Below are 16395 nucleotides of genomic sequence, written 5' to 3'. Positions count from 1 at the left end.
CTTTTTAACTACTAAACTACTTAATTTCTTACATTATTACATTTTGATCGAAATAACGCTTGTGAAGTCGCCATAGATTTTCTTCGTTCCAACCATTTTGTAAGAACGGATTTTGTAGTAGTATGTTTTACCTTTACTTAATCCTTTGTTTGTATAATTCGTTGTTGTCACACTACCTAGGTGAGAGTATGTTCCTGTTTTTGAAGTTGCTCTTACAATTTCATACCCTGTTGCACCTGAAGCTTTTGACCATGTTAGTTTCACAGAGTCTTTTCCAGACTTCGTTAATTTCGCATTTGTTGGTTTAGCTGGAATAGCTATCCATTTAGCGTAAATTGTAGTGTTTGCTGTAACGTGATCCTTCGAAAAGTTCCAAGCTACTTTTCCTGTTGCATCTTTGTACCATCCAAGGAATACATATCCTTTTCTAGTCGGAGACTTTGGTTGGCTAATTGTTGCATTGTAAATTGCTGTTTTAGAAGCAACAGAACTTCCACCGTTACTGTTAAATTTAACAGTATACGTGCTAATGTTCCATTTTGCGTAAAGCGTAACGTTACCTGTTAGTGTAACAGAACTTCCTACTGCTGTTTTTAATGTAGCATCTTTATACCATCCAGCAAATGTATATCCTGTTTTTGTTGGTTTTGGTAAATTAATGACGCTATTGTAATTCGCTGTTTGAGCAGGAACTGTAGAACCTCCATTGCTTACAAAGCTTACTTTATACGAATTGATTTTCCACTTCGCATATAAAGTAGTGTTGTAAGTTACTCTATCTTTTGTAAAGTTCCAAGGTAGATCACCTGCAGCATCTTCGTACCATCCAACAAATGTGTAACCTGTTCTTGTCGTATTCGGTGCAGAGATAACAGTGTTATAATTTGCAGATTTGTCAGCTACTTGACTGCCACCATTGCTGTTAAAGTGAACCGTATAAGAGTTAACTTGCCACTTAGCGTATAGAACCATGTCATCAGTTACTTTGTCCGTTGCAAAGTTCCATGCTGTTTTTCCTTCTGCATCTTTATACCAACCAACAAATGTGTAACCAGTTCTTGTCGGTTTTGATTCATCTAGTAGTGACTTGTACTCAGCTTTCACAGAAACGACTAGTCCAGCATCTTGTGTGTCATAGATGACAGTATATTTTGCTGGTTTCCACTTTCCATAAATCGTTTTTGTAGAATAGATCGAATTTGTGAAATCCCAAGGGATTATACATGCTTCATCAGCAAACCAAGTTAGATCATATCCATGGGCTGCTGGTGCTGTGATTCTGCGAGCCACAATTTGATCTTTTGTTGCTTCCTTAACCTCCGCTGGAGCATCTTTTGAAACAACGAAATGTACATTATATCCATTTAATACTTTTTGTACTAAAGTCACATCAGCATACTCAGTAGCTTTTACAGTAATTATAAAATCTTTAGCTCTTGAGAAGAGACTCTTATCTAAAGTAATTGTACGATTTTCTTTATCAACAGTGTATTTCGATGCATCAATCGCAAGACCATTGATGTTAATGCCAGTAATTGCATTTGCCCATTCTTTGTCACTGTATTCCAATACAACATTGTTTCCTACTACATTATCAGTTGTATCTGCTGTCACAACTGAACCAGCTAATGCGTATTTTGCATAAAGTGTAGTTGGTTTTGTGACAATGTTATCAAAGTCATAAGCAGTTGTTAAATTTTGATCTGTATACCAACCATAGAACTTGTAGCCTACTTTAGTCGGATCAACTGGTTTAGTCGCATTTCTGTCAACGATTTGAGCAGGAACTGGATCTCCACCATTTGATTCAAACGTTACTGTATAACCGATAACTTGGTCAGTCACGACAACATCTTTATACCCTTCTGAAGCTATCGTCACATTTACTTTTTGACCAACTGTGTATAGAGCTGCTTTCAGGATAATGCTATTATTTGTGATCGTGTAATCATTGTTAAGCACTAAAGTTTTAGTACCAATGCTCACGGTTTTGATATTATTTTTCCATGTCCCATCATCCGTAAATGGTAGTGTGATGTCGCTTCCAACAATGTTTCCATTTACGTCTTTATTCACTGTTGGTGGAACTTTCATCCAACATAGATAGAAAGTAGAATTATCTGTTAGAACTTTAGGATTTGTTGTAATATCAGACTTCTTGTTACTTGAACCAGCTGCATCTAAATAAAGGTCTGTACTAATTGTTAAATTACCATTAATTACATGTGTTGAACCAGTAGACATATTTGGTGCAGTTGTTTTTCCATTTACCAATTGATCTGCGAAGAATAGGTCATTTGCAGTCTTTAACGTACCACCGTTTAAATCAATATGGCGTCTATAAGAAAGAAGGATACTTGGAATTGTAACCGTTTCTCCTGTTGTAGAAGTTATTGTTAACTTATATCCTTTAATCGCGCCAATATTCCCAAGAGTTGGCATTTCACTGAAGGCAAACTTTTCACCTAGTTTAGTTTGACCTGCTTGAACAGCTTGATCATGTGTAGCCGTTGTGAATGATAGAATTCCGTTACCTCCGTTAGACGATAAGTTATAAGTACTTGGGTCTAACGTATAGATTGTCGGGTCCGTATTTGTTGAGCCATCGCTCTTCATTCCATAGTATGTCGCTTCAATTTTTGCAATTTTATCTTTTCCTGTTAGCCAAGCAACATTTGTTAAATAATCTGGAATGTTAATTTTTAAATCGCCTTCACCAAGTACCCATCCAATTCCAGATACCCCCCCATTACTTCCATCGAATTTTAAGCCATTCGGATTCGATTTATCAACAGGAGAATAGTTTTGAGTCGTATTCATTTGCCATTTTGCGTACACTGTTTTGTCTGCTGTGAAAGGATTTGCTGTATCCCATATTGTTGTACCATCTGCCTCATACCAACCAAGGAACTTATAACCTTGTCTCGTTGGTGCAGGAGTCATATAACTTATCAAATCACTATTTGGACCATTCGATCTACTTGAGCCCGGTCTATATCCTAACGTCATTGGATTAATTGGCGTTCCTCCTTGGCTATCAAACGTAATCGAATATCCAACAGGTTGTTGGCCAGTGTAAACAGGATCATAACCAGCAATTACATCTGGATAAACAGTACCATCTGCACCTTGTGAACTGATCGTAAATCTGTAAAGTTGTGGCAGATATCTTGCTCCACCCGGATTTACAGTTGCTGTGCCATAAGTTAAACCATTTTTTTGATCAAGCGTAGAATCCGTCATAAATGTTTTCGCATTAAACGTAATTGTTCCAGGCTTACTAATGTCATAATACTTTTGATTCGTATCTGGATTAATCAAATTAGTGATATCCATACTCTTACCATTATTAGTTGACACAATCACTTTATTGATTCCATTTCTCCATTTCGCATCCTCTGTGAAGCTTAAAGTTAAATCTTTACCGATATGCGCCACTGTTGGATCAGTAATAATTGGAATCGATGGCGTTGGAATTGGCACCGTTGAGATTGTTAGAGATTTTGTTACATCCGGATATCCTGTCGCCTTCACTGTCATTGTGTAATTCGTTGCTGTTGGGAATAATGACCCAGGGAACGTAATTTTAGATGGCATTGTTGCCGTTTGGCCACTTGCATCCGTATACGTATATGCAGGATTGATCGTCACTAAATTTGTTACATCAGTTGAACCAAGCATAATTTTTGTAATTGCTTTTCTCCACACTACATCATCTACAAATACGGTATTTGTAGGAACAAGTGAAATCGATGCACCATTTTGTAAGTCTTGAAGCTTTGGTGTTGATTCGATTTTCATATCCGGAGCTGGGAAATTAAGTTTTTGTAGTACTTGCTGTAAAGTGTCACCAGCATTTAAAGTAATTGTTGGTAAGGCTCCTGCATAAGCAGTTTTAAAAGTCGTATCTTGATCTACCGTTAATTGCGCAGTTGGAACAGTTAATCCTGAATCAATCGCACTTTGATTTTTTACGCCAAAGTTTTTAAAGATGAAATAGAAGTCGTTATAATTAATCCCATAACCTGAACCGGTTGGTTTAACCCAGTAAATATCCGCATCACGGTTATCGTTTAAGAATGCTGTCTTTTTTGCAACTGTATTGTCTGGATTATCAACATAACCTAGATTTTTATATTGATAATAAACATCGATTTCCTTCAGCAAATCTTTCATATCGATGACGTTGTCACCATTTACATCTCCACCTAATAAGATTGGGAAAAGACCTGGAAGATCTTTTACAGTACCTGACTGATAACCGTATTTGTTTTGACCAATAACTGGTGTTTTTGCATATCCTTTAAAATGACCTGGTACACTTGCTTCGACAGAATATGGCTTGTCACTTACCCCCATTGTCACCGCATAATATGGGTTGATAAACGTATAAGCCATTGTATTATTAAATGATGTCGGTTGATCTGTTGTAAATTTTTGACCTTTATCATTTATAATCGTTACCTTCGCGCCTGAATCAACCGTGAATTGAGGGTAATTGTTGTTTACGTTATTTCTTGCAAAAGATTCTGCTGCTACACGTCCTCTAAGTACAGAAATGTTCTGTCTTACATAAGGAACATTCGTTGGGAACCATGCAACTTTAGTATCTTCACCAGACAAAGTTAAATTCGCTGATAGTAATTGATATGGGAATTGTCCTGTAATTGGATCAGGGCTATTATAGGTAACATCTGCTTCTAAGATCGGCATATCATGGTCTAATGCACCTGCTGCACCTATATTCGAAATTGTCACATCTGTTGTTTTACCAATTCCATAAATTGGATGTACATATGGTTGACCTATAGTAAGAACCTTCGTTGGATCAATTCCTTTACTGATCAGATAATTTTTATACTCGTCAGTTAAGCGAATATTACTGTATTCGTATACATTATTACTATTCAGTAAAAATTTACCGCCAGTCATTCCTTTTACATAATGTGTTGTGAAAGTCGCTTTGAATGGCTTATTCGCATCGACAACTACTTTATCTTCGTTACCTGGTCCCGCGTCTACTCCATTAGATGCAGTTAATGTAACATATGGATTTCCCTTTTTAATAAAATAATAGGTTTGTGAGTTTAAATCCATATCACTTTCACCAGAATAATCAACAGGGTCAATGATAAATTCACTACCCAACTTATTTGCAACGTCCTCAACCGTTACACCATAATGGAAACGACCTTTTGCATCGGTTTTGAAGTAAACTGTTGGGAACATGCTATCTTGATACCCTACAACACTGTTCAAGCCTTGATCAACAGGAACTGGTGTAACACCATCTTGAGGGCTTGGCACTGACGTTTCTCCATTATTTTTCATTACTTCTATGTTCGAGTCGTATACTTTACCAGAGAATCCTTTAATTTCTTGTCCAGGCAGATACCCTGTCGGATCAATTTCATAAATTCCACCTTTGGAATCTGAATCCATCGTCATTGTTGGTGGTGTACCATCAACATATACAGTATCTTCCGCTGTGTAACGTTTTCCATCTTTACCCGTTGCAATCATTTCAAGTGAGTAAGCACCTTCTTGTAGAACTTGTACTGCGCTTGAAATACCAGAAGCGTCATACGTTCCATCATAAGTCTTAGTAAATGGAAGATACCAACCATTAAAAAGTGTGATTCTAGGTCCATATTGGACACCTGGAATAATATTACTACCGTCTGACAACGTATTTGCAACACCTATATATTTTCCGTCTTTGTCTTTTACAAGAATATAGTAGTTTTCCATTGCATTATTTACAGATAAATAATAAGATGATAGATTTCCTACTGCCGCCGCTTTAATCCCGACTTGGAAAGTATTTATTCCTTTTTCAGCAACTGTGATTGTAAACGGAATTCGATAAGTCTCCGATGAGTCAGCTGAGTTTACTAGATTAATATAACCTTCGTAAGTGCCCTCAACTGAATTTGCCGGAACTGTAATTTTTGCCGTTGCTTTAACACTACTTCCTCCGCCAACGTTTAGTGATATAACACTCTTCCCATCGACAGAAAAATCAATTTTCACATCATTACCTGTGCCAGGACCTACTTTATTTGATCCAGCAAATTTCGTTGACATAAATTCAGTACTTACCTTAAATGTTTTACTGCTGTTTCCTTGGTTAGAAACGTTAAAATCTTTAGATGAAATGACATCATCTGATCCGTTTGTTGATCCTTCGCCTCTACCTTTAAAACCAAAGAACATGCTTCCTGTAAGATTATCTACTTCGTGAGCTGTTGATGAATCATTTGGATCATCAAGCGTAACAGCTTTATCTAATACTTGAATTTTCACATCTGTAGCAATAGCTCGAGCAGGATTAACACGTCCAGCACCTACCTGGTAGACACTATAATTCTTTGAATCTGTGTTAATACTTTTAGCTGTATTCATTAACACCGCTTTTACATCCGCAGGTGTATAATCCGGATGCGCAGCTTTAATTAAAGCTGAAATACCAGCAACGTGCGGAGTAGCCATTGATGTACCAGACATAATCTGATAAGCGTATTTATAGTCATGAGTTGTATTGTTTTGTGACTCCCAAATATCGTATGGAGCTGTTGAAGAAATATCAACACCAGGAGCTACAACATCAGGTTTAATCGTCCAATCTTTCACTGGACCTGTTGAACTAAAGCTTGCCAATTCATCTCCACTCTTACTAATTGAAGCATCTAGTGTAGAAGGGAAAGTTATGTTAGCAGACTTAGGGTCTTTTTTAATGGCATCAGAAAGAGCTTGTCCCTGTGCCTGAGTGAGTGATACTGAATAAACATTATCCATGCTGACACCTAAGAAAGTAGGTATAAAGCCTTGGCTATCTGTATCATCAGTATTATCCCAAATAACCATACCGGCAGCTCCAGCATTGTGAGCATTAGCCATTTTTGTTTGTAAGTAGTCAACGCCACGTTTTACTAGAACAAGTTTACCTTTCACATCAATTCCGCTATAATCAGCTACACTTCCTAATCCAACATCAACAATCGGAAGCGTCTGTCCTTTATATGCGTCGTCTGATTGCGAAAAGTTTTTACCAAATAAACGTGCTTTATAAGAAGATGTACCATTCTTGATGGTCATTGTTGCAATATCTTCAGGAATCGTACTTGCACCTACTGTGATTGCTAGTGGTGAAGCTCCCGGTGAACCTACCGTAGCTTGTCCAGGACCACTATTCCCTGCAGCAACATCACATACAACTCCAGCTAGAGTAGCATTGTTAATTGCAATACTTGTAGGATAAAGTGGGTCATTAATTGATGCACCTAAAGAAAGATTGATAACATCCATGTGATCCTTTACTGCTTGGTCAATACCATTTAGTACAGAATCCGACGTACCATGTCCTCCAGGTCCTAATACACGATAAGAATAAAGATCAACATCTGGCGCTACTCCATTTGCCGAATAAACGTCATTATTATTCGTTGTATTTGCCGCAATCGTCCCAGCAACATGAGTTCCATGCGATGTAATATACTGCTTATAATCTGATGGAGGAGGTCCCGCGATTGGATCAGGATTTCCCTTTGCAGCTACCCAATCATCATAAGTTGTTTCCATTGGATCATGGTCATCAACCCATTTTACGTTTCCATTAGCATCTAAACCTACGTTGTTAACAAAGTCATGTCCACCTTTATAAACAGCCTTTAAATCAGGATGGTTGTAGTCAATACCAGTATCTAGTACTCCAACCTTAACCTTTTGTCCCGCACGTGGACCTGATTTAATGATCCCTGTATTACCATCTGCTTGAAGTTTATCAATGCCTAAATAAGAAAGGGCTGATGTTGGCTTTCCAGCAGACTTACTAGCTGCCGAATTTGGAGAATCGCCTTCTTTAGGCACCGAGTATTCTTCTTGTGACCAAATAGCTGCAACATCTGGACTTTCTGCAAGTTTTTGAATTAAATTTGCAGGTAATGTTAAAGATACCCCATTAAATGCTTCTGTATATTCTCGTGTAATACTGATTTCCGTTTTAACAGTTTTCCCACCGACTATTTGTGTTTTAGGCTGTGTATTTAAAAAACTCTTAAAATTTGCATGTGAATTATTAACCTCTTTTATTGCACCTGAATATTCGCTATTAAATGCTTGAGCATTTGCAGTAGCTCCACCTTTAGCTAAAGATTGCTTAATAATTTGAATCTTAGCTGGGTCTTGTTTAAATTGAACAATCACATTAATCTTTTTGGAACCAGTTAAATCCTTTTTGTCCAAATGGATCTTTTCTGCATTATCTGCTCCAGTAAGCTTATTAATATTTGCTTTTTGTTCGGCAGTAAGACTATCAAGAATGCGGTTTACTTCTTTTGCATCAAAAGTATTACTCGATAAACCTTGTTCATTTAGTTTCGTTTCAGCTTTTACACTCGCGAAACTTTGAGGTATCACAACATTTAAAAACATTGTACTCAATGCAAAGATTGATAATATTTTTTTAGTTGGCCTCTTGTTTGATAATTTTTTCTTTTTCATGTTTTCCCCCCTATTTTCACAAACGAAATTTAGTAGTTTACGGAAAATTCAAATATATAAAATCTTCTCAATAATCAAACTAATTAAATTTTACTTGATGCAATACATGTCTTGTATTGGGGGAATTTAACGATTTTTGTTTGTTTATTTGTAGTAAAAGTGTCAAAAATTGTTATTTTTTTGTAAAAAATATATTTTTTAAATAGAAAACGCTTACAAAAACTTCAGATTTCAAAAAACAGAATCTTTTTGAAATTTTGGGGGAATTTGACATTTTATATAAAAAAAGGGTCCTAAAAAAATTTTTTTGGTTAAAAAATTCTTAATTTAGAAATGAACACTTTTAATAAAATAATGACGTATCATATTTTTTTACTGAAAAATAAGTAAGATGATGATAGGGACCTAGATTAACAGAAATAATATATTGCTTAACTATATTTAAATAAAATAGGAGTGGGAATACCCCTCCTATTTATCAATACCATTTCAGTCCAGATGAATACTAATATATTTTCAAATACCTCCGATAAAATATTTGAAGCATTTCTATACTACTATTATTAAGGAGGGATCTACATGATAGGGTTTACAGCAACACTGGATTTTGTTGAATTTTTACTAGTATATTTTTTTGTATTAATAATTTATTTTATAAATGTAATTATTAGAAAGAATTTTAATTTTATAAGATTATTTCATTTTTTTACTTGGTTGTTCTATTGGTTATCATTAATAAAAGTAGTTTTTTTCCCATTTTCCTATCGTTTTAAGCATAACCCTGAAATATTTAGAAAAGATTTATTGTATCAATTCGTACCTTTTCACACCGTTTTTAATTCAATCCAACATGGCTTATGGATTCAAATAATAGGTAACATTGTATTATTACTACCAATACCAATATTATTTGTAGTACTAAAGAGAAAAAAACTACCGTTTAATAAAAACTTTCTAATTGGACTTATCCTGACAATCTCAATCGAGTTGATTCAGCTATTAATCAACTACTCTACCAAATATCCTAATAAAGTTATGGATATCGATGATGTAATATTAAACATGATTGGTATTTTATTCGGTTGGATTATTTCGAAAGTATATTCGGAATGGTATCTAAACCATAAAGAAAACTCCTCTCAAAACTATTCCTTATAAACTAGAAAAGTATAATATAAAGTATTTGGATAATATTATTCTTTTATGTTTAAAGAAAATTTTAAAACACAATTTATTAAACTATAAAAATATAAACGGGGTTAAAATGACGTGGACATAAACTAACCCGAATAATAGACCCTTTTTTAAGAGACTATTATTCGGGTTACATTTCATGGATTCGACTTAAATCCTTTTTATTTAACTACTAACTTCTTACCTTCACTAAGTGAGTTAATTTGATCACAATCAAACTAAAAACAAAAAAAGCCACAAGGAAAGTTAATTACCTTGTGGTCTTCTATATTTTTTACGGGGAAGTTTGTAAAAAAAATCGTTTTTTAGTATAAAGGGTATTTATCCTAAACACCCTTTATACTTTTGAACTAACTGCTGTATTACTTAATTGAATTTCTTACTTTAATTACATTTTGATCGAAATAACGCTTGTGAAGTCGCCATAGATTTTCTTCGATCCAACGATCGTGTAAGAACGGATTTTGTAGTAGTAAGTTTTACCTTTACTTAATCCTTTGTTCGTGTAATTAGTTGTTGTTACGTTTGTTAGGTGAGAATATGTTCCTGTTTTAGATGTTGATTTAACAATCTCATATCCTGTTGCACCTGAGACTTTTGACCATGTTACTTTCACAGAGTCTTTTCCAGACTTCGTTAATTTCGCATTTGATGGTTTAGCCGGAATTGCTACCCATTTAGCGTAAATTGTAGTGTTTGCTGTAACGTGATCCTTTGCAAAGTTCCAAGCTACTTTACCAGAAGCATCTTTGTACCATCCCAGGAATACATAACCTTTTCTAGTTGGTGACGATGGTTGACTAATCGTTGTATTGTAATTCACTGTTTTAGCTGCAACTGTGCTTCCACCATTACTATTAAACTTAACAGTGTATTGATTAATGTTCCATTTTGCATACAGTGTGATATCGCCTTTTAAATTAATCGTTGTACCTGCAGCTGTTTTTAATGCTGCATCTGTATACCACCCAGCAAATGTGTAACCTGTTCTTGTTGGTTTTGGTAATGTAAGAACGCTATCGTAATTCGCTTTTTTGTCAGCAATTTGACTACCACCATTGCTAGTAAAGTGAACTGTATAAGTGTTTACGTTCCACTTAGCATATAGAACCATGTCATTAGAAACTTTGTCTGTTGCAAAGTTCCATGGTGTTTTTCCTTCTGCATCTTTATACCATCCAACAAATGTGTAACCTTGTCTTGTTGGAGCAGTAGGTGCTGTAATTGAATTATAATCTGTTGTAATAATAGAAACAGCAGATCCACCATTGCTATCAAATGTAACAGTGTAATTATTTGTTGTCCATACTGCATAAACCGTGATTGGCGCCGTTAACGCTGTCGTTTCCGTAAAATTCGCTACCGTTGCATTGCTCATCGTTGCCCAGCCAGCAAATGTATAGCCTGTTCTTGTTGGTGCTACTGGGAATTTTACTCCATAGCTACTACCTAATACGACATTATTATCACTTACATCCGAATCATTTTTGTCAAATGTCACAGAAATCGGTGACGCCCATACCGCATGAAGAATGGTATCTCCTGCAGCTCGATCAGTTGCAAAGTTCCATAGTGTTGGGTTCGTCGTGTCGACCGCCCATCCAGCAAGGACTTTATTTTGTTTCGTAAACGTTCCAGTTGGTGCAGGAATTAAGTTACCTGGTTTTACAGTAACAGTGAAACTTGATTGGTTTCCAGCTTTCGTATCAAAAATGATGTTGGATGCTAACGATTTTTGGCTCCATTTCGCATATAACGTAAGATCTCCACCCGTTACAACATCTTTTCTAAAATTCCAAGGAGTTGTCCCCTCTTTATCTTTATACCATCCAATAAACGTAAAACCTTTGCTTGTTGGATCATCAATCGGTTTTGCCAATATACTTCCGTCATTTACAACTATCGTTGTTGGTGCAGTATCTAACTGAGTATCATAAGTAACATTGCGATACTCAGGTCCATATATATCCGGGATTAATGGAACAAGTGGATCCATATCAAGAGAATTTTCGAACTCTACTAGTCCCATACCTGCGATATTAGGAATAATTTTTTGAGTAGGAATAGAATCATGATCACGATATAAGTAGCCTTCTTCAATGCAACGAACATCATATGCATTTATTTTGCCATCATTATTGACATCATATTTAGCAAGATCATTTCCATAATCATAATAATGCTCTACTAATAATTGAAGATCTAGGGCATCAATGATGTGATCACCATTAAGATCACCAGCATGGTTTGGATCAAATGATTCATAGAAAGTTCCGCCAATCACACTTCCAGCTACGTTTTTGCCAGCCTTCACTTTCACATTCACTGTTAAATGCTTTGGCATTGATAAATAAACAGTGTACTTTTCGAGTGAAGCTGGTAGATTATCGAATATTGCATATACAAAAGCAACACCAGTTGGAGAAACGTCTTTAAAAAATCTTCCAGTATAAGTTGTCTTTCCATCAGGTGATTCCGCCCAAGTCTTTGCGCCCATTGCAGCAAGATCAACTTTATTATCAATCAATCTTCCTGCTTTCATGAAAGCACTTGACTCCAACATTACCCATAAGTTAGATTTATTAGTCTCTATTTTGATATCATTTACACTAGTTGCTTTTGGTGGGAATTGATTATTAATAAGACCAGGTAATCCGTTCGCATCTGTCCACACTAGACTTGCAGAGTTTATCGGGAAATATTCAGCACCTGGACTTAAAGCTTCATCATTAATAACTTTAAAAGAGACATCATACATTGGAATATTGTTTATGTCATAAGTATTGCCGTTATAAGTAAAAGTACCACTAGCTGGAACTGCTACACTGAAAGTTGTAGGAGTAGAAGCATTATTATTAAAATCCTTAATACCAATTTTTAACGAACCACTACTTAAATTTACTTTATTCAATTTCGTACCTATTGTCGCAGTTGCACCTTTTGAATCAAGATACGCTTTAAATATAGGGTTGATTTGAATATCTTTGTACTCAAAATGCTTCGCATCATACCCTAAGGTCATCGTCATACCTTTAAAAGTTGACGTAAAGTTACCAGGACCAGGAATCTTATTATAGTTATTTGCGTTCATTGACACTGTAAGTGTATCGCCTAAAACCATTTGTTTTTTGTCATAGGTTAATGTAGTAATCGGTGCATCTGTCGTCATAAACTTGTAATTCATCACGGCATCACCGCAAGTTGCGTAATCGAGAGCAGCAAGATTTGCACTAAAAATGCCGCCTCTTAAATTTTGATCCGTCACCCACTTTTTGAAAATTGGGAATTTGAATTCACCATCTGGTGTAAGTTCTAAAAACCCTCCTTCATTAGGAGTACTAAAATAGGCAAAGTTATTTGCTTGTGTAGCCTCTGGATAGCCATATTTTTTTAGTTTATCGATAATTGGATCCGTCACCTTTCCATGAATCCAGATGGCAGGTTCAGACCCATCTTCCGACGTATATTCAGAATCAGATACTTGGTAGAAACCAGGTTTTCGATCCAACGTCACTTTTGGTGGTGTATTATCTACAAGCATTAATGTTTCTGCATCATACGTTTTACCATCAGCGTCTGTAGTAATTGCTACTAACTCATAGTCTCCCTCTGGAACATCTCTTTTAATATCAGCCCATGGGTGATAAGGATTACCAGTAAAGTAATGGACATTCCCCATAAAAAGTAATGGAAGATAATATTCGATATCCGTTAAGGCACCTTCAGCATCAAAACCATCAACATAACCAACATACTGACCAGTTTTAATATCTTTTAACATAACGTCAAGGTATTTTTGTGGAGATTGGAAACTAATGGAAGCATCCGCATAAGGAGATGCCATTGGATTTTCCCAATTCGTTGTGACTGCTAATGGATATGTTGCAAATTTACCGATTCCTTTTTCAGAGATTCGAATGGAAAAAGGAACTTGATAGTGCTCAGAAGGCTCTTGCTTATTCGTCATATTGATATAACCTTCAAATTGTCCAGGAGTGACTGCTCCAGGTATGTTAATAGTCGGCTTTATGTCAACTGTTTGTCCTGCACCCACGTTAACGGTTGTCGGAAGTGACATCGTCACGTTATTTAACGAAGCATCCAAGATACGCCCACCATTTGATGGGGTAAACTTCACACTCGTTGTAAACGTTTTGTTTTGACTTTGACTACGATTCTTGATTTGTACAGTTTCGCTTGCTGTAGTTGCTTCATCCGTTACATTGTGATTTTGAAACGATAATGATCCTGTTTGTTCATCAACCTGAACCAGTTTACCATCACTAACTTGGTCCGTCTTCGTTATAGCTCGGACCGAAACGTCAGCATGTACAGCATCATATACATCGACACGACCAGCACCTACTTCGTTAACTGAGTGAGTTTCTTTTAAATCTACTGCCGTATTCATTAAGGCTACTTTTACATCAAATGGTGTATAGTCCGGGTGAGCTTGTAAAATTAGAGCTGCAGCGCCCGCCACGTGTGGAGAAGCCATGGACGTTCCATCCATTCGACCATAGGCAAGGTCATAATTAGTACCATCACCTGGGTCGTTTACAAATTCTGGTAATGTAGAAAAAATACCAACTCCTGGCGCAACCACATCTGGTTTAATGTTAAAAGTTCCCTCAACAGGTCCTCTCGAACTAAAGTCAGCCAATTGATCCCCTTCCAGAACAACACTTCCCATTTTTCCAAACGTTAAAGAAGCTGTACCAAGAGCTTTTAAACGTTCACCATCTGCTTTGGTCATTGTGAAAGTTGGAATAAAGTTCGTTCCGTCACCAAAATTGTATGGGATCACGCCATCCACGTTATTGTAAAGAATAACAGCTTTTGCTCCTACTTTTTTGGCATTTTCAATCTTTTCATTCAATGTGATATCTCCACGTTGAATCAGTGCAATTTTCCCTGTCAAATCTTTACCAGTGAAGTTATCCGCTGAACCATTTCCACTATCTACTACAGGAAGTGTGAGATTTTTAAAATCTGCAAGATTGTCAGTGAAGTTTTTAGCTAACAATCTCATCCCTGTGAATTGGTCACTTCCTGCGTTACCATCAAAAGTTGTAATCGTTTGACTCACAGTACTTGCTCCCACTGTGATTGGCAATTCTGCTGCCCCAGGTGTTCCTAAAGTTTTCTCGTCTGGGCCTGCGTTACCAGCTGCAACAACTGTGACCACTCCAGATAACATTGCGTTGTTGACAGCAACCGCAACTGGGCTAAGTGGATCATTTACATCCATCCCTAAAGATAGATTGATGACATTCATCTTATCTGAAATCGCACGGTCAATTGCAGCAATAATATTGACATTGGACCCAGACCCACCTGGTCCCAATACTCGATATACATAAAGATCAGCTTCAGGTGCAACACCCTCTACGGCATAATCTACATTGTTTTTCTGACGAGCCAAAATCGAACCTGAAACATGCGTACCATGTTCAGTAATATAGCTCTCCCATGAAGGTGGTTTATTATTAGCGGGAGCTTTTTCCCAATCAGCAATTGTTGTTTCCATAGGATCATTATCATTATCGACAAAATCATATCCGCCTTTAAAAGCGTCTTTTAAGTCTGGGTGATTGTAATCTACACCTGTATCGATAACACCTACTTTAATGCCTTTACCCGTCACATGTTCATTGTGCAATTTATCCGCACCAATTTGCTTGATGTCATCGCCAGCCTTTGCCGCACTCCCTCCACTTGGAGCATCTTTCGGTTCGTTTGGAAGGTCAAGTTTCACAACCTCTGACTTAAAAATGCGTTCAACAACCCCTGTGTTGACTAAATTCTTCACTTGATTTGCCGGCAATCTCATGGACACACCATTCAGCGCATTTCGATATTCGCGTTTGATGGTCGCACCACTTAATTTTTTGGCTTTTTTCAGCTCAGCTACTTTATTTTTAAACGTTGAGTGATTCGCTTCCGCTTCTTTTGTTGCATCTAAGAGCGATAATTTTTTCCCTTTCACAGCCTGCTTAAGCACAGCAATTTTTGCTGGTGCTTGTTTAAACTGAACAATGACATCAATGAGTGCATTACTTTTCAGGTTAATACCCGGTGAAATCACGGGGAATTCCTGCAAATCCGACCCTTTTAAAGCGGCTCTTTGTTCAGGCGTTATGTTTTTTAGCAACTTGTTCAGTTCCGCATCATCCAACGTGACACCAGATTTAGTTGAAGTTGGAGTTGAACGAACTTGAGCTTTCGACACAATTGGACCTTGCATACTAAACAATAGTGAAGAAATGAGCATTGTGGATCCAGTCACCTTTATCAGGTGTTTACTTTTCTTTTTCCCCATCTTCCAAACCCCTTATAATAGTTTTTGATTTTTGAAATTAGCGTATTATCAAATAACACGTTTCAATTAAAGAAAGTAGATAGATTGAGTTTATAAAGTGGGATACGATTTTCAATATAGCTAACGTTGGTATCCTATCTTTAAATCTCCTATTTCCACCCTTTAATGATGTGGTACGCTATAAACTAACGATTATAATTTTGAAAGTTTATAATTTCCCCTATGTTTCTAGTAATTTACCCGAATGAATAAGAAAGGCGTTTTACCCAAACTAGAAAACAACCGTCTTACCCTAACCAGATCTTTACTTTCTTATGAGTACTGTGAACTCAATTGACGTTTCAGGTCTTACTTCAGACTTTATATTTGCTGGCGAA

Annotated in this window: 3 protein-coding genes; 1 reads left to right on the top strand and 2 read right to left on the bottom strand. The window is 36.5% G+C overall.

What is annotated here, in order from left to right; genetic code table 11:
- Positions 1–36 precede the first annotated feature (36 nt).
- Positions 37–8502 carry an InlB B-repeat-containing protein gene (locus tag CN692_RS26985; RefSeq protein ID WP_098117284.1) on the bottom strand — a complete coding sequence of 2822 codons (8466 nt, stop codon included), beginning with the start codon at positions 8500–8502 and terminating at the stop codon, positions 37–39.
- 579 nt (positions 8503–9081) lie between these two features.
- On the opposite strand from CN692_RS26985, the gene CN692_RS01770 reads away from it, so the two are divergent.
- The gene (locus CN692_RS01770) at positions 9082–9660 is read left to right on the top strand and encodes a VanZ family protein (RefSeq protein ID WP_098117283.1); all 579 of its coding nucleotides are present in this window, start codon (positions 9082–9084) and stop codon (positions 9658–9660) included.
- 424 nt (positions 9661–10084) lie between these two features.
- Here CN692_RS01770 and CN692_RS01765 read toward each other — a convergent pair whose 3' ends face one another.
- Positions 10085–16018 (bottom strand): InlB B-repeat-containing protein, encoded by a 5934-nt coding sequence (locus tag CN692_RS01765; RefSeq protein ID WP_098117282.1) that lies wholly within the window; start codon positions 16016–16018, stop codon positions 10085–10087.
- Positions 16019–16395: the final 377 nt, after the last annotated feature.

The organism is Bacillus sp. AFS002410 (assembly GCF_002556365.1).
GTDB lineage: Bacteria > Bacillota > Bacilli > Bacillales > Bacillaceae_G > Gottfriedia.
Note: the sequence above shows the minus strand (reverse complement) of the source record. Positions and strands in the feature narration are given on the sequence as shown.

Excerpts from the sequence above, each read along its gene's own strand:
- CN692_RS26985 (WP_098117284.1), bottom strand. The coding sequence starts at position 8,502 with ATGAAAAAGAAAAAATTATCAAACAAGAGGCCAACTAAAAAAATATTA.
- CN692_RS01770 (WP_098117283.1), top strand. The coding sequence starts at position 9,082 with ATGATAGGGTTTACAGCAACACTGGATTTTGTTGAATTTTTACTAGTA.
- CN692_RS01765 (WP_098117282.1), bottom strand. The coding sequence starts at position 16,018 with ATGGGGAAAAAGAAAAGTAAACACCTGATAAAGGTGACTGGATCCACA.